Here is a 23,269-nt window from a genome sequence, read left to right on the forward strand (position 1 = left end):
GCTGATCAATGCGACGTCGCCCGAAAGGGTCTCTCGGCCTCAAGCCATTCGGGTCCGATGAGAACCAGGACGATGTCGGCGTCCTCTATCTCCTCACGGATCCCCTTCGGCCATGGATGACCCACGCGCTGACGGGTATCCATAAATACTTGTACTCGTGCATGCTCATTATTTAGAGAACTTTCCAGCCGGTTTGTGACAAGGATAGCGGCCATTAGATCCTTATCCCGCCTATAGTTAACAAATATCCTTAGCGGTTTCACTGTCTCGCCTCCGTATCCGCTCAGTGGTGATCGATGGCACTGACTCATTCAGCAATTGCAGCGTGGATGGAAGATTGCCGCAGAGATCGTCGTGTGCGCGTCGGATTGGCGGCGGTGTCGATGGCTCGTTCTACGAGATTGCCATCGAGGAAGGTAGTCTGCGGCGTGTATGAGTTGCAGACCCTGGCCAGCATTTCTATGCGGGCGCAATAGGTGAGCAAGCCGAGTTGCAGGCTTTAGCGTCCTCTTCAATTTAGGACGATCTGCAGTCGGCGGGTACTTCGTCGGAGGAGGACATACGCCGGTGAGTGCTATGGTCCTGCCCCCGTACCCATCGGCTCTTCCCTCGCTGGATGGTCTCGGTTCAGGCGAAGTTGGGGTGAACAATGGGGTCGGTAACCGTAGCGGGAACTGGCTCCGGGGCGTGTATGTTCCGGACATTCCCCAGCGTTCGACGAGCAAGGCGGCTCGTACGGGGTCGACATTCTGGGACGAGTTCTGCTCTCCCATGGGTCGATCCTATGGGACTGACAGGTCGGTTTTCTAGGGGTGGCGGGGCGGGTCATTGCCCTGTGGCCGTGTGTTATGACACGTCCCTGGTTTGATGTGGGCAGGTATCTCAATCTGCCATCGCCAGTCAGTTCGTCTGCTCCGCACACAATTAACGAACTTTCCCAGCGCGGGTCGCTCGAGGATGGTTGCCTCCGTGAAGGCAGGCGTACGAGCGGAATAGGATCTGGTCGACGTGCGTGTTGCCTGTCACCGAGGATGCAGATGATCGCGTCGCTGCATATGCAGACGGCTTCGGACTGTTTTCGAGGTCCTTCCGTTCAGTACCCGGGTACCCCGAGTTGGTGGCCGATGGCGGCGATGGCGTCGACGAGTGAGCGGTTCCCGAGTTGATTCCAGCCTGTGCCGTCGGGTCCTCGGATTTGATCGAATACGTCGCGGGCCCGGTCGACGGTGGTGGCGGGGAGTGGGGCGGCCGCGGCGCCGGCTGGTGGGGGTGTCATCCCGGGAACGCCGTGGTGCATGCCGATCTCGGCGAGTGCGTCGACGACGGAGCGGTTGTTCAGTTGTGGCCAGCCGGCCCCGGTGGGGCCGAGCAGTTGCAGCCAGAAGTCCAGGACGCAGTCGTCGACGCTGAGTTTGCCGGGGGCGCCGCCGAACAGTGTTCGCAGCTCGTCCGGGGTGCCCTCGTAGGCGTTGACATCGACCAGTTTCCCGGCGACCCGGCCCTTGTCGGAGAACTGCAGAATCTCGACCGGGGCGCCGGGGGTGTAGTCCTTCCAGCCGGCGAATCCTTTCCCGGGGTAGATGACGGAGGCGAACCCGGAGGCGGTGACGTAGTGCGAGTTCCACAGCGGGGGGAGATCGTTCAGGGGTGGGGCGCCCATGTGGCCTTGCCAGTACCAGCGGGGCAGGTAGATCGCGCACACCCGCATGCCGGCGGCGTTGATGGCATCGACAAGCTGGCGCATGTTGGCGCCGCTACCGGGGGTGTTGGGATCTTCGTAGTCGAGCATGACCGGGATGTTCGGGTCGCCGAGGTGCGCTTTGAGGTTGGCGACCTGTGCGGTGATCGGGTCACCGTTGCGGGCGAAGTGGTAGCCGCAGAACATGCCGGGGAAGTGCTGTTGCATCAGGTCGCGGTTGCGGGGCCAGAAGGAGTCTTTGAAGAAGTCGCCCTCGGTGCACTTGGCCGCCATGAAGGAAAATCCTTCGCGTTTGGTGGCGGCGATGTCGAAGTTCCCTTGGTGGTTGGAGATGTCGACCCCGTAGAAGGTCCCCGCAATCGGGTCGATGGTGCCGGTGGGTGGGTTGGCGGAGCCGACGAGGAGCGGTTTCGGGTCGATCGCGGCACCCCCGAAGCGGCCGGGCGAGTTCCAGACCTCGAAGTGCAGGTGCGGGCCGGTGGAGTCGCCCTCGTTGCCGACCCGGGCGATCTGCTGGCCGGCGCGGACGAACATGCCCTGCGATACGAGCAGGTCCGCCGCGCGCATGTGCCCGTAGACGGTGTCGACGTGGAGGGTGGCCTGGTGGTCGAGGACGATCCAGTTCCCGAAGCCGGAGGCCGGGCCGGAGCGGACGACCACCCCGTCCTCGACGGCGTAGATCGGCTCGCCCTGGGGTGCGGCGAAGTCGATGCCGTTGTGATCGGGCCGCCCCGGGGTGCGGAAACCGGAGGAGATGATGTTGTTGCCGCCAGCGACGGGCACAAACGGGAAAGCCATTGCAGGTGTCCCTTCAGCGGTGGGGTGGTCGGTCAGGGTCGTGACCGCCGGAGTCATCTCCCCGGACAGGGTGGTGGTCACCGGCGTCACCGGTGTGATGCCGGAGATGCGGTATTGCATCGCCCGGTAGGGGTTGCCGTCCGACGCCCATTGGCTGACGATCATGGCGAAGCCGCCAGGACGGTCGAATCGGCTGTCGGGGTGGATGTAGCAGCCGTAGAGCCGATCGACGACATCGGGACCACCCGGACCGAAGAACGAGCCCTTCACCGGTCGATAGGTTTTCGCGGTGTGCCAATTGTGGGTTGGCTTCGCCGCGACCTTCACAAAGGCGTTGTAGGTGCCGGCATCGAACCCGGAGAACACCAGGTTGCCCTGGATCCGGCGCAGGCAGATCTCACCCAACTTGGTGCGGTCTGAACCGTGCTGGACGAAGTAGAGACCTCGTTCAGGACACCTCGGGGATCGAGGCGGCGATGGGGCGCTGTTTACGGTAGCGCGTCTCATGCTCGATCGGTGAGAAGTAGTCGATCGACGAATGCAATCGGTCCGCGTTGAACCAGCGGACCCACTCGGCTGTCTCCCGCTCCACCTCTGCCCGTCCGGTCCATGCCCACTCCCGGTCGATGAGTTCGGTCTTGTAGAGCCCTATGGTCGATTCCATCAGCGCGTTGTCGAGGGCGTCCCCGACACTTCCGATGGATCCGGCGATCCCGGATTCGACCAATGCCTCAGTGAAGGCCAGAGACGTGTATTGACCAGGCTCAACCGGTGGAAGCAACACCTCGATAACGGAGGTGCGGGATGGGACGACCACCCGGGTGGGCGGCAGCGTTGACGGGGCGTGCGGTGATGCGGTCACCGGGACGTCCTCCGATACGACGCCAATTCGGCCCACCCACCTGGGGTTGTGTCCCGGCGAACGTGTCACCGAGGACGAACCCGATCTGACCGTTCGGCATCCGAAACGGAATGCCCAGGTCGGTGCCGCCGATATCGAACTGCGCCAGCGGATTCAAGGACTTGACGAACGACATTCCGCCTCCTGCCCTCGGCGCGCTCATTTCAGCCATCCCGAGACCCGCCGCCCGGTGTGCTGCACGGGTGTCGCGCGTCTCAACGGCACGCACAACCTGCTCCGCCACCGACTTCAGATGTCGCAGCAGGGCGAGCGGCACAGATGGTCAGATGTTCGGGGCCGAATGGTCTCGGTACGGCCCGAAACCCCCTTTCCTACGAGGTGAAACCGGGGATACCCCGGGCCTGGCCGATGGTGGCGATCCCGTCGACAGGTGTGCGCCGGTTCAGTTGTGGCCACCCTTTTCCGTCGAAGCCCAGCAACTGAATCCAGATGTCGAGGACACGGCTGTCGGTGGTACTCGGTTGCGGCACATTCGTATGTCCGGCGGGTGGCACGAACGCGACGAGACCCATCTCCTGGCCGAGGGTGGCGACGGCGTCGACGAGGGTGCGCCCGCCCAGTTGCGGCCAGCCCTTGCCGTTGATGCCCAACAACTGAATCCAGATGTCGAGGACACGATTCGCTGTGGTACTCGTTTCGGGGACCCCGGTGTGCTCCGCGGGTGGTACGAACGCGGCGATGCCCATCGCCTGGCCTAGGGTGGCGACGGCGTCGACGAGGGTGCGTCCTGCCAGTTGTGGCCAGCCTTTGCCGTTGATGCCGATCAGTTGGGTCCAGATGTCGAGGACGCAGTCGTCGACGGTGGCGCGTTGTGGGATATCGGTATGTCCGGCGGGTGGCCCGAACCCGGCGATGCCCATGTCCTGGCCTAGGGTGGCGACGGCGTCGACGAGGGTGCGTCCGCCCAGTTGTGGCCAGCCTTTGCCGTTGATGCCGACCAACTGCGCCCAGATCTCACCGACCCGCACGATCAGGTGCCCCCCAGTTGCGGTCGTGTAGCCTTTCGGCGGAATCAAACTGGCCATCTGCTCGAACGAGCACCAATAGCCGTACGGTACGAATCCCGAGTCGGCGACCCAGAACGCGCGGGCACCGTTGTCGTCGGCGTATCCCATGATCGCGATGTAGTGGAAGACGGTCCCGCCGGCATACTGGGGGCTCACGGATCCGCGAACACCGCGGGGGTAGTTGCTGGGTGGGGCGACGATGTTGGCCACCACGCCGTAGCCGTTGTCGATGCTGCGCACGACGTCGTCCCACAGTTTCTGGGCTTGCTTTTTCGTCGGCGGGTCGTTCGGCATCTGTACCACCCGGTAGTCCGCCCCGGATACGTACTTGTTGAGAACCGGCGCGACCAGGCCGATATGGTCCGTTCCGCCCTGGTCGGTGCCCATCTGATGTCCCAGATCGCTCTCCAGAATCAAGCCCCCGGTGCGGGCGATGATCACCGTCTGGGTGGACGCGGGACCGCAGTTGAAGAAGGTGTCCTGCTTGATGTGGATGCGCGGATAGTCGAGAACTTTCTCCACGGCCGGTTTCCTCTCGATGGTGGTGGGCAGCAGGGCCGCCCCGAGGGCGCGGCAACGATTCCAGCGGTTGGTGCGGTCGGGCAGGCCGTTGAGGCCGCCGTTGACCGCCTTGGTGGCGCCCTCGATGTCGCTGGCGTCGGAGAGCTCGTTGAGCTTGGGTCGGGCCACCGTCCAGTAGTAGGAGGCCGCCAGGAATCCCCACTTCGGGTCGGAGACGAGTGCGGGTGCGGTCAGGAAGTGATCCTCGGTCGGGACGAGGCCCTTGCTGTGCGCCCACACGCTGAACCGCCGGTAGTTTTCCCTGCCGGTGAGCTGGATGGGTCCACGGCCCTTGAACCGGCGTCCGTCGCCGGGTTGGGTGTTCCCGAGATCCAGGCGCCCCTCGTAGGCGCTGCCGTCGGCGATCTCCTCCATGTATCGCAGCCCGCCGGACTCGTGACCGACCTGAGCGCACCACATCGCCACCCGGTTGACGGTTGTGCATTCGGCTGCGAACAGTGCCTCGTTGAGCGGCCCGACAAATCTTTCGTATTCAGTCGTCGGCAGGTTGCCCATGGCGGTGGAAAGTGTCTGCAGGTCCATCATTGTGCTCCCGGTCCGGCGTACCGGCCGCCGCTCGAGGTGACAATCGTCAGGGGGCACCGAGGCGCCCGTGAAATCGCAGTCCTGTGCCGTGATGGATGAGGTCCGTCGCCCGCATCGCTGCACCTCCGGCACCGTTTCGGCGTCGTACGTAAAGACTGGTCTGTTTAAATTGTTCTCTCGCGGGATCTCGGATGTCACGGATCGTTAGGGTTAGAAAAGGGAAAGGCGCTGCCCGGCCGTCTGCCGGGCATCGCTGCGCCCTGCGCTGCTGGGCAGCGTCCTTATCGTCATCGTGGCAGTCGGTGGCCGGGGAGGGGATGGGTGGTAGGAGGTGCTTGCCCGGAAATGCCACCTCGTTCCATCCGAGGTTCCTCATTGCTGGGGTGGTCGACCGCGCGATGACGCGTCCGGGTAGCACTCCGATGGCCGGGAGGTCCGGTATGGGCGTATGCGTGCGAAACATTGGGTGCACGCGCCGATCCCGGCCCTGCGGACATGGGCGGCCACCTCGCGGTGGTCGTCCACACCCGGGGAGTGGAACGTTCTTCGGACCGATGCCCAGACATATCCCGAGCGATGCGTATCTGAGCCGTACTGAGTACGGCTTTTGGGGTAGGCTGGGCAGGTCAGCTCACACCTTCAGGAGGGCATCATGAGCAAGGACGACGTCTCCAAGGTCACCGCGAACCTGCCCAACGACGACATCAAGACGCTCGACGAGATCGCCAAGCGGCACGCCTCGACCAAGACCAGTGCCCTGGTCCGGGCCATCCGCACCACCGCCTACATCGACGAGGCCGCCTCCAAGGGCGCCAAGGTCTTCATCGAGGAGCCCGACGGCACCAAACGGGAGGTCGTCTTCAAGTGACCGAACCGGGACGGCGCAACACGCGGGGAGAGGACACCGCCCTGGACGACGCGACCGTGGACGAGGTCAACGTCGGCAGCAGCGACCCCCAGGTGACCGCACAGCCCGAGGTCACCATCCGCCGCCTCGACGAACGCCAGGAGGACACCCGCAAGGCCCTGGCGATCGGCCTCTCTATCGCGACGTTCCTGGTCGGCCTGATCTACCTGCTGGTGCCGCTGTGGGCCGGCGCCGACAAGTGGGACCGCGCCAGCAGTCCGTTTCAGGTCGTCTTCACCGCGATGGTGGGCCTGACCGGCAGCGCCATCGGCTACTACTTCTCCTCACGAAACCCTCCGTCGTAGGGCACCGCGGACCCGCCACCATCGCGGGACTACCGGCCATCAGCGCCCTTGCGCGGAAGTGTCGGTAGCGGCCGGTCCCTGCGGTGACGACCGACGGAAATGATGGAACGACGGCAGTCGGAACGTTCCCGAGCCGCATGGCTCCGTGGCGTGCACTGCTGGGAACGTGTTCCCGGGGGAGCGGCAGCAATCAACGGCCGCACCCCGCGGGCGTCCCTGCCGGACGGTGACCCGTCCCTGCCCTGTGCATCAGCCGACAACGGCCGTGCCCTGGTGCATCCCTCTGCTGGTCGTCGCCTACTGTGATCGACGCGGCTGGCACCTGGACGCTGGAGCGGCGATGTACGACTCCGCTAATACCACCACCGGGCTCTACTCAGAGCGTGCCGTCACCGGAACTGTGATGTCCGCAGATCAGACCAGGTCATGGCCGCCCACGGATTTCCTCGTGCCCGTGGACAACTGGTCGCTCGACCAGGGTGTTCCGCAGAAACGAGTAGGGCGCTACTTGCGATATTTTGCCGCGCCGGGCGGCACACTGAAGTGCGGTCGACTCGTGCGGGTGCGTGTTGGTGTCGGTACGTGGTCCTATCGTCCGGGGTGCACGATGCGACGACCATCCGCCGCTGCAGGATCGGCAGCCACCCGATCGTGGTGGTGCGACAGAAACGAGGTGAGCGCGATGGGGTTTCGCACCTACAAGGGGAACACAGTCTCCGAGAACGGCTGGCGCATCTGCGATACCGGCGAAATCGTCAAGCCGCTGGTGCCCGGCACGGACAACGTGCGTCCGGAGGTGCGCCGGGGCGCGGCGGCGACGATCCTGGTTGCCTGGGCCGCGGTCTGGCATCGGCGGATCTGGCGGATCGACAGCTACCGGCCCCGCGACTACTGGGGGTTCAGCTGGGACAACGATATTGCCAACAGCAACCATCTGAGCGGGACGGCCGTGGATCTCAATGCCACCCGGTTGCCGTGGAAGGTGCGGGCGTCGGTGAACATGCCGGCCGACAAGATCGTCGCGGTCCGCCAGATGCTCACCGAGTTCGAGGGCACGGTGTTTTGGGGTGAGGACTGGGCCACCAAGGACCCGATGCACACCCAGATCAACCTCCCCGAGGGTGACACCCGCCTGGACGCCTTCGCCACCCGGCTCGACAACGGCTACCTCTGGGTGTACGGGCCACCCGATCCGGACGCGTTCCCCCTCCCGGCGGGGTACTACTACGGTCCGCTCGACGGACCCGCCGAGTCGATCAGCGGCCTGTTCCCCACGGACCCGCAATCCTGGAAGGACGGCCTCAGGCGCTGGCAGAAGACCTGCGGCATACCGGAAACCGGAATCTGGGACACCGACACCGCCCGCGCGGCGACGGCGCTGCAGATCGCGAACGGATGGCCGGTGACCGGCTATGTGTTCGAGGGCGAATGGAATGTCGTGATCCGCCACGGGCAACGCCCTGACCTCGGCGGACCGGTCACCCCACCGCCGCCGCCCGTGGTGCGCGGCAAGACCTGGGCGGATGTGTCGCAGCATCAGATCACCCCGGTCACCGACGCGTACCCGTACGACATTTTCTGTTTCCGGTCCAACAGCGGGAACATGCGGGACACGAAGTTCGCGGCGAACCACGACTGGGCGGTGCGTGCCTGTGACGACGGCCGGCTGCGGTTTTTCATCGTGTACTGGTTCTTCCGGCCCGGTCAGGCGAACATCGACTTGCTGATGCAGATGGTCACCGAGCAGGGCGGGCCGCATCCGCGGATGGTCGTCATGGCCGACGTCGAGGACGCAGCCGGGACGATCACCGGGGACCAGTCGGCGGAGGTCAACGACGAGATCCGGCGCGCCCGCGAATGGCTCGGCGAGCGGCGGGTGATCGGCTACTGGAACCCGGTCTCGAACGCGGACCTGTGGCGCACCCGCCCACCAGGTCTGCGATTGGTGACTCCCAGCTACGGCCGGGAGCCCGGCTCGCCGAAAATCAAGCCGGACGGCTATTTCGCGCACCAGTACACCGACAACGGCCCGTGCCCACCGTTCGGTCGCTGCGACCTCAACTACACCCACCTGAGTACCGACGAACTCGACGCAATGCTCGGCCTGGGCCAAAGCCCCCCGCCCCCGCCCCCGCCTCCGGTTCCGGAACCGTTCCCGGTCGACGACGCGGCGCTGTGGGACTACATCGCCGGGGAGGTTCTCGGCCGATGACACTGGTGCGGTCATGAAGATCAGGGATCTCACTCCGGTGCCGCAGTTCGGTGTGGGCGGGACCGACCTGGGCATCCCGGTGCGAATGCCCACCGGCGAGATCGGTTTCTTCTTCGGTGACACCTTCGCCGAGAACCGGGTCGGTGGCCCCGGCTGGCGCAGCCCGGTACTGCTCTACAGTCACACCCACGACCTCGATGACGGGGTACGGTTTCACCGCGCCGCCGGGGGCAGCACTGCGAAACAGCTCTGGGACTACCCGCACAACAACCCGGAATTCAGCACCGTACTCCCGACCGACGCGATCGTGATCGGCACCCGGATCTACCTGCACGTCCTCGTGGTCCGGGGCCTGCCCGACACGCGGTGGACCGAGATCCAATACTCCGACGACAACGGCGAGACCTGGACCCACGGTGGACCCAAGGCCCGCTGGGAAGGATGGGAGTTCGGCGGCCATCGCCGGATGCTGACCTGGGAACACGGCGGCGACGGGTTCGTCTACGTGATGACCACCGGCGGCCTCGAACGTGACAAGAACGTGCTGCTATTCCGCTGCCCCGAGGACCAGCTGCTGAACCGAGACTTCTACGAGCCCTGGGGATTCAGCAATGGCGCCTGGGCGTGGGGCAATCCGCCCACCCCGATCCTGCCGGTCGGGTCCAAGGTCGGGGAACTGTGTCTGCGCCGGATGCAGAACAACTGGGTGCTCAGCTACTTCAACGAAGCCGAATACAACATCACCATCCGCGTCGTCGGACAGATCACCGACAACTGGCACACCGCTCCCACGTTCCGGCCGGTACGCGGACCGTCGGGAAACGGTGGCCCCGACGTCGTCACCCGCCTGTACGGCGGATACGTGCACCCGGACAGCACGTTCGACAACTTTCACATCATCGTGTCCGAATGGGCCGAATCCGGATGGCCATACCGGGCCATGCAATTTCGGGCCCAGGTTCAACCCGCAGTACCGATCGAGGAGGACGAACACATGAGTGCACGCGAAGTTGCCGCCGCGTTCCGGGACGACCACCCGGTCACCCTCTACGACGGATCCGGGCGCAAGCTCGATCTGCGGGAGGCGATCGCCGAGATCTTATGGAAGGAGGTCACCAATCTCGGTCTCGAAGGCCGCCCGGTGCCCGCCGACCGCCAGGACGATCAGTTCGGCCACATCCTGTCCACCCATGCGCTGGCAGAGCAGAACAACAAACTACTCCGGGCACTGTGTGAGAAGGCGGGCATCGACGTCGATCAGGTGTTGGGCTAAGACGTTCCGTGCGGTCGGTGGCACGGCACAAATGCTCCCGCTAGCCCTCTGCCGGACTCGGCGGGTGCCCGCCCGTTGCCGCTGGTTCGGCCTGGGACGCCGGCCACGACTGCAGGGGCGCTGTTCGTACCCATTTTGCGCAACGGCGGAGAACTTTTTCGTAGAAGGTGTCGACTGAATCGGTAACACTGCTGACGAATCCGGACGCTGGACCCTTCCTGAGAGATGTCCTACTTCCTCATTTCATGAGGAGAGTCATGGTTGATCGACGCTCCCAAATCCTCGCGGCAACACGGAATGACAAGATCGGGGCCTCGTCGTCGATCGTTCGGCGCTATGCATCCCCGGTCTTGTTCGTCCCGTCGAACTGTGCGGTTGCCGAGATCGCCATGCTGGAGAACAGTCGACCGGAGAAGCCGAAGAGCAGGGCGAGCGCCAGGGCGATCGGGGTGTAGGGAGCGTCCCACGAGTTGTCCAGGAAGACGCTGCCGAGGATGTTGATTCGTGGGTCGGACAGGAATCGCACCAGTAGTAGTCCTCCTACCGCGGTCAGTGCGCCGCCGACGGGGCTGAGTACCATCACGCCCCAGGACGAGGATGCCCGCTTCCCGGTGAGTGTGGTCACGGCCGGTGCGAGGAATCCGCCGAGTGCGCCGAGTAGCATCGTCTGCTCGTGTCCGAGAGCTATTCCGACGGCAATGATCCCGCACAGGCCGACTATGGCCAGCCACAGGGTGATTCGAGTGTTCTCCAGCTCGGCGGCCAGTCCCTCCTCTTCTCGCTCGTGCACGAGTTTGTGCGCGCCCTCAATGATGCGCCTGGTGGCGGGGGTGGTCGCGTCGCCGAGCAGCGTGCGCAGCCTCTGCTCGGTGTCCTGATCGAGCGCGGACAGTTTCAGGAGGATGGGTTCTGCGTATGCCGACAGCTCGTCGCCCGGGACCAGATGCACCAATCTGCGCTGCAGCGCGTTGAGTCTCTGGATGTCGGCGACCAGCTTGGTGAGCGGCACGTTGAAGACCCACCCGAGGCGTTCGAGAACGGGGTGCCGTTTGCTGCCCTTGAGATTGTTGAGTGACATGAGAATCGACACGTACGCGGACCTCGCATGTGGCTCTGCCCCGGCCTGCTCGATCATGATGCAGGCACGGTCGCGTAGGTCCTTGATCTGCGATCTGAGCAGCCGGTAGCGCGGTGCGGCGATCAGTCCGCGGTTGGTGATCAGAATGATGACGAAGTAGCCCAGACAAATTGCCACCAGAACCACTCGATTGGCTGTCATGTCGAAGTTCATGTCGACCTCCGCAGGTTCCGGACATGATGAGACTAGCGTGGCACCGCGTTGTCCAGGCCACGAACGTTAACGGATTCGACATCGGCTGGAACTCGGACCGCATCCAATGCTCAACGCTTCCCATTCGGGAATCACCGACCTTCCTCACCGTCTAACGCTGTGATCTGCGCAAAGTGGGTGAGAATGAATTTCGCGGTTGCACAGTCGAGGCGATCACTCCTCAAAGGGGGTCGTGAAAACCGTTGGAGAATAGCATAATTCGCCAATCCGCGTCCGGGTCGCACCCAGGACGTGATGTCGGTACATAGTCGCGGAACCTGGCGGGCATGGGCGCCAAGGGGTGCGGCGGTGGACAGCCGCGGCCTGGCGGCGCTACGGGCTGGATCGCGGCCAGCGCACCGAACGGTCGCGAGCGCTGCGCGACGCGGCGCAGGTTGGGACCCGACGGCGGTGACCGCGGCGCGCGCCGACACCGGCGAGCCCGCGTTGTTCGCACCGGAGGAATTGAGATGACGAGCGCTACCCGTGATCCGAGCGAGAGGGCGCCGCGCTGATCTCGCGCCCTCGATCGGTTCGGCCATCCGGGGCGCATGCTGGCGTTGGCCGTCTGGGCGATCGCGTTGCCGGCGACCATCATACCGGTGGTGCCTGCCGAGAGACGCTACGCCAGGCGCGCGGTGGTTCGGGGCAACGGGGAAGCTCCTCTGATGGCGATGGCAGGACGCCGCGACGCACTTGGCGACCTCCGCGGTCCCGGACAGTCCACATCCAGCGGCAACATCGGTGGCCGACCTAATCGGGGACCTTACGCATGCTTAGCTTCAGGCTTCTACTTTGCTCCGTGCATGATGCGCAACGGAGGGCAAACGCCGACCGGGAAGCGGCGTTCCGGACGGGTGGCGCCTGTTACGGCAGATCGACAGCGAAATAGACGCCCGCCAGCGGTGGACGTTCAGCATCGCCGAGGACATGCAGGACAGCGAGTGGCTCACCAGGGGCACCCATATCGGAGGCGTCGGCTTCGGCACACAAGGTGATGCGGGTTTCGTCCACCCGGTCCGACACACGCTGAGGCGTGATCAGGACTGGACCTGTCCGCGGTCCGCGCCGCCATCGAACACCCTGGTGCGCCTCATCTGCAGCCCCCGCGGCGGATGTCCAGCACCGCGGGAATCGGCGACGTCAGAGTCCACCGGCTGCGTCACCATCACCGCTTGGCCACCCAGGTGTTCAACCCGGCACGGGTTGGACGCCGTCTCGGCATTCAGATGGTCGTTAGAACACCGAATCACCAGTGACTTTGGGGTGAGGCGAGCGGACACTGGGACTGGTACCAACCAGTCTTGATGTAGTGGTTTCGCGCAGCTCGCGAAGGACAGTCGGATGACGGATCGCTCTAGGACGCTTCGGCAGCGCACGGCTCTTTTGTGGAGTGTATTCCTGGTTCCGCTGTGTGTCCTGGCCGTTATCTTGTTGCATCGCTGGTTTGGTCACGATGGTCAAGTCGTGCTGACTCTCGGCCTGGTTGGGGCGGTAATTGTCGGGCTGTTGCCCATCCTGTTTGTTGTCCTGTCTAGGGTCGGGTCGGTCGACACAGAACTCCCGCCGTCCGGCGAGGCCGCGACGTACCGCGTCACCGGCCGAGTCACGAGCAGCACAAGTCCGTCGGTGGGCGGCCTGCTTGTCAGGATCGTGGACAAATCTGTCAACAGGGATACGCTCCTTGCCGACGCTCCGACCGGCTCGCGCGGCAACTACGCGGCATCCTTCCCTGTCGCCGCGCTCAAACGATGCGGCAAGGACAGGCCAGACCTGCAGGCGCGGGTCTTTTCCGGCGAGCGGTTCCTCGCCGCCTCTGAGGTCCGCTACGACGCCAAGACGGTCGAGACCATCGACGTGCTGCTTCCGGACACGGCGACGGCCGCGCTTGCCAGTGAGTACGAGGCGTTGACCACCGCGATCCGGTCGCACTACGACGCAAACCTGCGCGATCTCAAGGAATCCGAGGAGCAGCGGGACCTGACGTACCTGGCGAATAAGACCGGATGGGATGCGCGGGCGGTCGCGCTGGCCGCCCTCGCCGACCAGTTCGCGGCCCGAGCGGCAGAGACGAAGGCTGAGATTCCGCCGGTGTTCTTCTACGCCCTGTTTCGGGCAGGAGTGCCAGCCAACTATGCTGCGGTGTACCAATCCGGCGGCAAGGCGGTCGGTGCGATCTGGAGGCGCGCGGCCGAGCAGGGCGTCATTCCCATTGACGCGGCCGAACAGATCCCGGCAGTTCTCGAGCAGTTCCAGCGCCTGAGCGCCGAGCATCTACTCACGAGCGAACCCGTGGCCGGCGTCTCTACGCTGACAGAGATGCTGGCCGCATCCGGCGTCCCGACCGATCGTCGATCCGCGTTCGCGTCCCTCTACACCACGCACCGCGGCGATCTACCGGCCTTTTGGCGCTCGGTCGTCGCCGAGTTCGGAGACGAGACCGCGAGCCGACTCCAGATCGACGGAAAGCTGGGCTTTCTCACGCTCAACAACGCCCCGCTGATCAGCGTCCTGCGAAAGGCGCTTGCCGACGGCAGCCATGACCGGATCGACGACCCGGTCGAACTCGCCAAGGCGGGCTACTACCGTCCTGAGAAATGGGCGGCACTGCTCGATGACAGCGTCGTTACACCGCCCGAAATTCCGGGTGCAACGCCTCAGGAAAAACGGGAGAACTACGGCGAGTACCTTGCCGCGGAGGTCCGGCTGAGTTACCCGACGGCCTCCATCGCCGACAAGATCGGCAAGGGTGAGCTGGCCATCAGCTTCCCCGATCGCGTGCGGGAATTCCTGACCGAACAGCAGGGCGCCTTCGAGTTGGGTATGCAGCCGATCGAGCAGTACCTTGCCCGAAAAGACATTCAGCCAGAGCCGGAAGTGGTCGGCGAGATTAAGCGACTGCAACGCGTCTACCAGATCACACCCAGTGACCGAGCCATGGAAGGGCTCCTACGCCGCGGGATCGACGCCGCGTACCACGTGGTGCGCTACGACAAGCAGACCTTCCGGACCTCGTTCGCCGACGACCTAGGCGGCCCGGACGAGGCCGACCGAGTCCACGACCGGTCCATGCAGCTGCACAACACGGTCCTCAACCTCGTGATCGGCTACGTGACTGCCCGAAACGGCGTCCCGCTCGCTGCGCTGCCCCCTGAACCGGGCGCCGGGACCAGGCTAGATCTAGGCATACGGCCCGGACCCCCCGGGGCCGCGGCGCCGAGGCCGGCCACCGACGTGATCGCGTACCCGACCCTGGAGACGCTATTCGGCGAGATGGATTTCTGCGCGTGCGAACACTGCCGCTCCGTGCTTTCCCCCGCCGCCTACCTGGTGGACCTGCTGAATTTCATCGACAACGAGAAGGTCGACCCCAACCCGTACGACGTGCTCCTCGGGCGGCGACCGGACCTTGCCCATCTCCCCCTGACGTGCGAGAACACCAACAAGGCACTGCCCTACATCGATGTTGTCAACGAGACGCTTGAGTACTTCATCGCCAACGAGAACGCGCCCCTTTCTCTCGGCGACTTCGAAGGACACGACACCGGAAGCGCCGAGTCGGCGGACCTGCTGGCCAGCCCGCAATACGTCAATGACATGGCGTACACGATTCTGCGCGACCAGCGGTTCCCGACCGGGCTGCCGTTCCACCAGCCCTTGGAGAACGCGCGGCTCTATCTCGACAAGTTCGAGACGTCGGTGGAGCTGGCGATGGAACGACTACGCGTCAGCGACGAGCTCGACCGCGGCGCGCAGCGGTACGGTTGGCGCGACATCCTGATGGAAAGTCTGGGCATGTCCCGCCCGGAATACGAGATCCTCACTGACTCCGAAGCGGTGCCGCTGTGGCGGGCGTACGGTTTCCCGGACCGGATCAGCGAAGCCGACGTGATCGACGCACTGTCCAACGCGAAGGCGTTCGCCCGCCGGTTGCAGATCACCTACGAGGATCTCATCACCCTGCTGCAGACCCGGTTCGTTAACCCGGACCTGAATCTCATCCCTAAATTGGAGCGCCTCGGCGTGCCGTTCACGACATTGAAGTTACTCAAGCTCGGCCCGCTCACCGACGAGGCCTTCGACGCGTTGCTGCCGACCGGCTCGTTGGCGCCGGATCCCGCCGAGTACGAGGGTGACATCAAGGCATGGGTGCGCGACCCGGGCACCTATGCCCGCATCATGGGCCTCGTGGTCCTGGTGGACCCCACCGGGGAGGCGCCCGTGGGGAGCTTCGACACCCTTGAACTGCGCCGAGCGGAGCCGATTACGGACCCCGACGATACCTCTACCCGTCTGGGCGCGGTCGCGTTCACCCGGCTGCTGCGGCTGATCCGGCTGTGGCGGCGAACCGGTTGGACGATCCAGCAGACCGACGCCGCTGTCTGCGCTCTGTATCGCACCGACTTGCAGTACATGAGCGCCGAGGACATCGACACCGTCGAAAAGCTGGATACCGGATTTGGTGTGCTGCTCCCGCGCCTCGGGATTTTCGTGAGAACGCTGCGGGCGCTGAAACTGACCCCACAACGCGAGCTGCTGTCACTGCTGGCCTTGTGGGCGCCGATAGGGACCGACGGTCCCGCATCGCTGTACCGGCAACTCTTCCTGGATCCGACTCTCCTCAAACGGAACCCGACGCCGCCCGAGCGGGACCCGTTCGCAGACAACGGGTACGGCCGGTTTCTGGTCGACCCTAACACCCGACTGGCTGAGCACTCGGAGTCGGTCCGCGCCGCGTGCCAGCTCACCGGCGACGAGTACGACCAGATCGTCGCGGGGCTCGGCTACGACGAGAACACAGCGCTGAACCTGCAACATGTCAGCGAGGTGTTCCGGCACGGCTACCTGGCCCGAAAGCTACGGATCAGTGTGCGCGAACTGCTGCTGCTGATCTCGATGACCGGCCTCGACCCGTTCGCGGCACCGGATCCGACCCGCCCGGCGATACTGAAGCTAGCCGCGCTAGTCCAGTCCCTGCGAGACAGGTCGGTGCCGTCCGAGGCGGCGCTGTATCTGATCTGGAACCAGGACCTCAGCGGCCGATCTACGCCCACCCCCGCCCAGATCGCCGAGTTGGCCCGCACGCTCCGCGGCGACTTCGCGGCCATCGACGAACAGTTCGCGGTGACCGAGGATCCGGGCGGCGACCTTGCCCGAACTAGGATGACACTGGTCTACGGCGACGAGGCCGCCGGCGCCTTCTTCGCCCTGCTGGACGGCACGATCGTGGTGGAGGTCGGGTATACGCATCCCCAACTGGACCTGGAGTCCGCCATCACCGCCGCCGACCCGCGGCTGACCTACGACGACTTCGGCCACCGCCTGTCGCACACCGGGCTGCTCGACGCCACCACCGCCGACGCGCTGAAGGCGGTCGCCGGGGCGCCGGCCGAATTCGCGACCGCCGTCGACGCGCTGCTCGCCCACAGCGTGGACGCGCACGGCTCCTTCTTCGCGCTCCATCCGGAGCTGCAGCCGCTGTACGAGACATACGTAGGGTCCGCGGCGCCCGTCGCGGACAAGCGTGCCGCGCTGCTTTCGGCCTTCCGGCCGGAACTGTCCCGGCGTCGCAAGCGCCAGCAGACGATCCAACGGCTCAGCGCCGACGTCGACGTATCCCTCCCACAGGCGATCCTCGACCCGCCGACCGCACCCTACCCCCTGCACGCCGCACGTCATCCGGAGCGGCCCGCGCTCGACGACGTGCTGAAGGTGCAGACACCAGGCCTCGCCGTGAAGTTCTACTTCCGCGACACCGCCACCGGGCCGGTCGACCAGAGCGGCACCGCGGCAGACCTGGACTACTCCGTCGACGGATCGAACCCGCTGCCGGCCAACCCGATACCCGGCGAGTCCGTGTCCGGCACCTGGGATGGACAACTCGAGACACCGGAGTCCGGATTCTTCAACATCGTGGTAGAGACGGACGCCGGCGCGACCGTGCGGCTCGCCCTGGACGGCCGAGACCTTGACCTGACCCGCAACGGCGAGATCCGGCGCAACAGCGACCCGCTGGAGCTCACGGGCGGACAACTCTACGACCTCACCCTGACAGTGGAAAATGTTCGCCGCACCCTGCGCGTCAAATGGGAGACGCCGAAGCGGTCCCGCGAACCGATCCCGGGACGCTACCTCTACCCCCCGGACATCACGGAGCCGTTCACCGCGACCTACGTCCGATTCCTCAAAGCCGCATCACTCGCCGCCGCGCTTCCCCTGACCGCAGGCGAGCTTTCCCACTTCGCCACCGCACCGGAATACGCGATCGACGGCGAGGGCTGGCTCAACGCCCTGCCCGTCACCGGTGACCCGAGCGAGGCCACCGCCGCCGCGCTGCTGGCACCGCTGCGCGCCCTGCTCGACTACGCCAGGATCAGGTCGGAGCTCAGGCCCCCCGACGGTGCACTGCTCGCGGTGCTCCAGGATCCGGTCGAGGCGTCCGGGCCGGACGGCACATTGTTGGCCATGACCGGGTGGAACCGCGCGGACCTCGATGCCGTGGTGGTAGCCCACTTCGGCCGCACAGTCAACGATCTGGCGAATTTTGAACTATTCGGCAGGGTATATGACGCCCTGGCACTGGCACGGATGGCCGGCATCGCTGCAACATCCTTGATTGCCGCGACCACCAACGAACCCAGCGGCGACACGGTGCGGGAGCTGCAGATCGCGCTTCGTGCCCGCTACAGCGCCGAGGACTGGCGTTCGATCGTCCAGCCCATCAACGACAACATGCGCGAGGCGCAGCGGGACGCGCTGGTGGCCCACATCCTCCATCACATGGCCGGCGACGAGGACACAGCGCACATCGACACCGCCGACAAGCTCTTCGAGTACTTCCTCATGGACGTCGAGATGCAGTCCTGCATGCGGACGTCACGGATCCGGCATGCGCTGTCCTCGGTGCAACTGTTCATCGAGCGCTGTCTGATGAACCTCGAACCTGACGTATCGCCTGCCCGCATCGATTCCCGGCGGTGGGAGTGGATGAAACGCTACCGGGTGTGGGAGGCCAACCGGAAGGTCTTCCTTTTCGCCGAGAATTGGTTGGAACCGGAACTGCGCGACGACAAGTCGCCGTTCTTCAAGGAAATCGAGAGTGAACTGCTGCAAGCCGACGTCACCGAGGAGTCGGCGACCACGGCACTGTTGAACTACCTCGCGAAGCTGGAAGACGTGGCGAAGCTGGAGCCGTGCGGGCTCCACCACATCGAGCAGGACGCTGAGGCTACCCCGCCAGTGCCTCCGATCAGCCACGTGATCGCACATACCGCCGGGGCGCGCCGCACGTACTACTACCGCAGCCTCGAGCACGGGTCCTGGACTCCGTGGGAGCAGATCAAGCTCGACATCGAGGGCAACCCGGTGGTGCCCTACGTGTGGCGCGGCCGATTGATGCTGTTCTGGCTGCGCATCCTGCAGGAAGCCCCCATCGACGCCAACCAGCTCACGACCACCTCCCCGAACTCGGACCCCGTCACGTCCCTCAGCCTCGCCGACATCCGTGCCGACGCGAAGACCAGCGCGCAGAAAGGCCGCACCAAGGTCCAGGCGGTGCTGTGCTGGAGCGAGTACTACAACGGCAAGTGGCAGGCGGTGAAGACTTCTGACCTGGACCGCCCGACCGACCTAGCATCCTTCCCGCCTGCGGGGGCGGGAGCATTCGACCGCTCGCAGCTGATCATGGACATCAGCGAAGAGAACACGGCGCTGCGGGTCAAACTCTCGAACCAGGGCTCAGCGGAGTTCCTGATGTACAACTCCAGCAGCGTACAGCTCGGCGAGGACGCGCCGCTCGCGCCAGTCCCCGTAGTCGTCCCGCCCACCCGCGGTTTCGCCGGTGCACGCACCGGACGCACCAACCTGTCGCTGTCATTTACTTACACCCGTCTAGCGGGGCGGCCCGACATCTGGGCGCGGCAGGTACTCAGACCGGACATCCCCTTCGATCTGGTGTTTACCCGACACAAGGTCGACGACCCCTGGAACGCCCCGTTTCTCCTCACCGATCGACGGCACGCGTTCTATGTCACCTCGACCGACGAGCCGAAGGAGATCACGACCGTCGAGGAATATTGGACCCAAACCCCGTTCGTTCTAGATCTTTCCGGCTTATCACCGCTAATCGTAAAGAAGGTCACGCAAGTAGATCTCCGACCGATCTTCTGGGGCAACGGCATCCGGGACGACGGATACACCGATCCCGTCCCGATGACACAATTCCTCGCGGCAGACCCTCTCATTCGCCTCGGACTGGCGACGGTCAGGCCTGTGCTCTACGACGGTCAGCGCATCGGGCCGGCGGGCGCCATCGTGCGACTCAACCGGATCCGGTAAGGAGCAGATGATGCCCGAGCAAGGACAGCACGACAACAGGATGCGGAGGCATCAGAAAGAAGTTAGCCGCCCGGATACCCGGTTCGTCTACACCTTCCAGAACTTCTTCCATCCCCTGGTCGGCGCGCTCCTCGAACAACTCAATCGCAAGTCGCTGCCGGGCATGCTCAATCCGATCTGGCAGGCCGAGCAGGGGGGCGACTTCTTCTTTGATGCCGCGTACCACCCGACGGATGACGACAACGACCTTGTGGCGGTCGAGGACTTCCCCAAGCAGTTCGACGTCGACAACCAGCCGTACGCCAACTACAACTGGGAACTGTTCTTCCACATCCCGCTCACCATCGCGGTCCATCTGAGCAAGACCCAGCGCTTCGCCGAGGCCCAACGATGGTTCCACTACATCTTCGACCCCACGTCCACCGACAGCGAGGACCCGCCGAAGCGGTTCTGGAACTTCCTGGCGTTCCGACAGGACGAGCCCCCCAGACAGATCGACTACCTGTTGGAGTTGCTGAGCAAGAAACCAGAGGACCTGTCCTCGCCCGACAAGACGCTGCGCGTGGAGGTGCTCACCGGATACAGCGCGATCCTCGACAAGCCCTTCCAACCGCACGTCGTCGCGCGGACTCGGCCCCTCGCCTACCAGTACAGCGTCGTGATGAAGTACCTGGACAACCTGATCGCCTGGGGTGACCACCTATTCCAGCAGGATACGGTCGAGTCGATCAACGAGGCGACACAGAGGTACGTTCTCGCGGCGAACCTGTTGGGACCCCGTCCCCAGCGCATCCCGCCACGAGGCACGGTCCGGCCGCAGACGTTCGCTCAGCTCAAGAAACGAAGAAAGGAAACAGCAAAGGAAACGAGGGACCCGCTCGGCAACGCGCTGGTCGAGCTGGAGGGCAAATTCCCTTTCAACCTCGATCCGGGGCCCGCGGGCGAAATCGACAGCGACGGTGCCAGCACACTGTTCGGCATCGGGCACACGTTCTACTTCTGCATTCCCCGCAACGAAAAGATGCTCGGCTACTGGGATACGGTGGCCGACCGGCTATTCAAGATCCGTCACTGCATGAACATCGGGGGCGTCGTGCGCACGCTGGCACTCTTCGACCCCCCGATCGATCCCGGCATGCTCGTGAAAGCCGCCGCGGCGGGGCTCGACGTGTCCAGCATCGTCAGCGGACTCAACCAACCGACCGGCCCCGTCCGGTGCGCGACCATGATCCAAAAAACCCTGGAACTTTGCGGTGAGGTACGGAGCCTCGGTGCGGCGCTTCTCTCCGCGCTCGAGAAGGGCGACGCCGAGCATCTGGCACTGATCCGCCAACGCCACGACATCCAGATTCACCAGATGACCCAGGAGGTCCGCTTCCTGCAGTGGCGGTCGGCGCAGGAGCAGACCCAGTCACTACTGACCAGCCGGGCCGCCGGGTTGGAACGATTCCACTACTACGCGCGCCTGCTCGGACAACAGGCCGACCCCAACGCCAAGGAGACACTCGCACTTGAACGACCGGAACTGACCGAGGAGAACTTCGACGAGGTGTATGCCGGATTGGTCACCGCGTACGACACGCCGCTCATGATGCAGCCATACCCTGCCTCGAAGCCGTCGGCGGGCGCCTCGCCCGCCGCGCAGTCCGGCGCCGCCGGGCAGGGCCGGCTCTATCTGACCGGGAACGAGGACGCCGACCTCAACCAGCACGGTCCGGCAGCGCGCGATGCCCGAATCGGTGCCATGGCGACCGATCAAGTCACCGGTGTCATGGCCCTGATGCCGGATATGGGCGTAGATCTTCACTTCTGGGGACTGGGCGGACACGCGACCGTTTTCGGCGGCTCTCTTCTCGCCTCCGCCGGCCGTTTCGCCTCCGCGGTGCAGAGTGCCGATGCCACCGTCAAGGAAGGCCAGGGCGCCAGCGCACTCAAAACGGCCGGCTTCGAACGCCGCGCCGACGACTGGCTGTTGCAGTACAATCTGGCGGCGCATGAGCTGATGCAGAACGGCCGACAGATCCTCACCTCCCTCATCGCTGAGCAGCTCGCCCACCACGAGTACCTCAACGTGCAGCAGCAGATCGCGAACGCCCAAGAGATGGACCAGGTCCTGCACGACAAGTTCACCAACGAGGAGCTCTACCTCTGGATGCAGGGCGAGATTTCCCGGCTGTACTACGAGTACTACCGGTTCGCTTTCGACACAGCCCGCAAGGCGGAGCGGACCATGAAACAGGAACTGATGTCGGCCGATGTCGACGCCCAGACGTTCGTCAAGTTCAACTACTGGGACGGCGGACGAAAGGGGCTGCTCTCCGGCGACGCTCTGCACCTTGACGTCAAACGCATGGAAATGGCGTACCTGGACAACAACAAGCGTGAACTGGAACTGACCCGACACGTATCGCTTCGCCAACTCGACCCGGTGGCATTGCTCGGCCTGAGAGCGACCGGCAGCTGCGAGGTGAGCATCCCGGAGTGGCTCTATGACCGCGACTGCCCCGGCCACTACATGCGCCGAATCAAGAACGTCGCGCTGTCGGTACCGTCCGTCGTCGGACCGTACACCAGCCTCAACTGCACACTCTCGCTGCTGCGCAGCAGTGTGCGCCGGTCCTCCATTGCCGGAGACCAGTACGCACGGCAGGGCGCGGAAGACGAGCGCTTCGTCGACTACACCGGCAGCGTGCAGTCGATCGTGACCAGCGGCGCGAACAACGACACCGGACTATTCGAGACCAACCTACGCGAGGAGCGTTTTCTTCCATTCGAGGGCGCTGGCGCGATCAGCACCTGGAAGCTCGATCTGCCGAAGGACTACCGTCCCTTCGACTACGCCACCATCTCGGACGTGGTCCTGCACGTGCGCTACACCGCCCGACTGGGCATCGACGCCACCAAGGTGAAGACGGCGCTAGACGAAATGTTCGAGGAACCCACTGGTGCCAGTCTTGCCCTGCTGTTCAGCCTGCGACACGACTTCCCGACGGAGTGGTCGGCGTTCGTGAACAGCACCACCGATGCGGATTTCACCGCGACCATTCACCACGACTACTTCCCCTACTTCACCCAGGCCAAGACAATCACGATCGCCGGTTTCGACCTGTACGGTCCGGACGCCGACAACGACTTGCGGCATCACGAAGTTGGTGACCAGAGGACTTGGGGCGACGCGACAGACGAGTTGGCAAATAACGGCGAGTTCCATTTCTCTAGCGGTGTGGACCCTGCTGGACCCACACAAATCCTCACTCGCGACTTGGACCTCGACGCCTTCCTCGTCGTGTCCTACTCGATCGGTCCGTAGGAAGAAAGGAGCGAGCGATGCGAAACACCGGATCCGCGGCCCTATTCACCAGGACATCACGA

Annotated in this window: 11 protein-coding genes and 1 pseudogene; 6 read left to right on the forward strand and 6 right to left on the reverse strand. The window is 64.6% G+C overall.

Features of this window, described 5'->3' with window-relative positions; translation table 11 throughout:
- Positions 1-5 precede the first annotated feature (5 nt).
- From RHA1_RS53860 to RHA1_RS40715, 5 genes and pseudogenes are all read right to left on the reverse strand, one after another.
- Positions 6-311, reverse strand: coding sequence for a toll/interleukin-1 receptor domain-containing protein (locus RHA1_RS53860; RefSeq protein ID WP_081437578.1), 306 nt, complete (start codon positions 309-311; stop codon positions 6-8).
- A gap of 782 nt (positions 312-1,093) precedes the next feature.
- A complete protein-coding gene (locus tag RHA1_RS45115) occupies positions 1,094-2,902 on the reverse strand; it encodes a peptidoglycan DD-metalloendopeptidase family protein (protein WP_011599853.1) in 1,809 nt (602 codons plus the stop codon).
- Positions 2,903-2,945: 43 nt separating this feature from the next.
- Positions 2,946-3,254 (reverse strand): annotated as a pseudogene (locus RHA1_RS40705) (integrase core domain-containing protein); the annotation flags it as partial.
- 7 nt (positions 3,255-3,261) lie between these two features.
- Positions 3,262-3,534 carry a DUF4185 domain-containing protein gene (locus RHA1_RS53865; RefSeq protein WP_167541005.1) on the reverse strand — a complete coding sequence of 91 codons (273 nt, stop codon included), beginning with the start codon at positions 3,532-3,534 and terminating at the stop codon, positions 3,262-3,264.
- 196 nt (positions 3,535-3,730) lie between these two features.
- On the reverse strand, positions 3,731-5,530 hold the full coding sequence (locus tag RHA1_RS40715; protein ID WP_050787638.1) for a C39 family peptidase: 1,800 nt from the start codon (positions 5,528-5,530) through the stop codon (positions 3,731-3,733).
- 655 nt (positions 5,531-6,185) lie between these two features.
- On the opposite strand from RHA1_RS40715, the gene RHA1_RS40720 reads away from it, so the two are divergent.
- The 4 genes from RHA1_RS40720 to RHA1_RS40735 all read left to right on the forward strand — a co-directional run bounded on the left by RHA1_RS40720 (position 6,186) and on the right by RHA1_RS40735 (position 10,230).
- Positions 6,186-6,401 (forward strand): hypothetical protein, encoded by a 216-nt coding sequence (locus RHA1_RS40720; RefSeq protein WP_011599858.1) that lies wholly within the window; start codon positions 6,186-6,188, stop codon positions 6,399-6,401.
- On the forward strand, positions 6,398-6,745 hold the full coding sequence (locus RHA1_RS40725) for a hypothetical protein (protein WP_011599859.1): 348 nt from the start codon (positions 6,398-6,400) through the stop codon (positions 6,743-6,745). The genes RHA1_RS40720 and RHA1_RS40725 overlap by 4 nt, the downstream gene beginning before the upstream one ends.
- Positions 6,746-7,427: 682 nt before the next feature.
- Positions 7,428-8,957, forward strand: a complete 1,530-nt coding sequence (locus tag RHA1_RS40730; protein WP_041813348.1) for a M15 family metallopeptidase — start codon at positions 7,428-7,430, stop codon at positions 8,955-8,957.
- Between the two features lie 13 nt (positions 8,958-8,970).
- Positions 8,971-10,230, forward strand: a complete 1,260-nt coding sequence (locus tag RHA1_RS40735) for a glycoside hydrolase family 183 protein (RefSeq protein WP_011599861.1) — start codon at positions 8,971-8,973, stop codon at positions 10,228-10,230.
- A gap of 334 nt (positions 10,231-10,564) precedes the next feature.
- Here RHA1_RS40735 and RHA1_RS40740 read toward each other — a convergent pair whose 3' ends face one another.
- Entirely contained in the window at positions 10,565-11,509 is a 945-nt protein-coding gene (locus tag RHA1_RS40740; protein ID WP_148228504.1) for a hypothetical protein, read from the reverse strand.
- 1,704 nt (positions 11,510-13,213) lie between these two features.
- Here RHA1_RS40740 and RHA1_RS40745 point away from each other — a divergent pair.
- Both RHA1_RS40745 and RHA1_RS40750 read left to right on the forward strand, forming a co-directional pair.
- Positions 13,214-19,897 carry a neuraminidase-like domain-containing protein gene (locus RHA1_RS40745; protein WP_167541006.1) on the forward strand — a complete coding sequence of 2,228 codons (6,684 nt, stop codon included), beginning with the start codon at positions 13,214-13,216 and terminating at the stop codon, positions 19,895-19,897.
- A 10-nt stretch (positions 19,898-19,907) separates the two neighbouring features.
- Positions 19,908-23,207: a Tc toxin subunit A-related protein gene (locus RHA1_RS40750; protein WP_011599866.1), complete on the forward strand. Its 3,300-nt coding sequence runs from the start codon at positions 19,908-19,910 to the stop codon at positions 23,205-23,207.
- Positions 23,208-23,269: the final 62 nt, after the last annotated feature.

Origin of the sequence: Rhodococcus jostii RHA1 (genome assembly GCF_000014565.1) — a bacterium.
Classification (GTDB): Bacteria; Actinomycetota; Actinomycetes; order Mycobacteriales; family Mycobacteriaceae; genus Rhodococcus_F; species Rhodococcus_F jostii_A.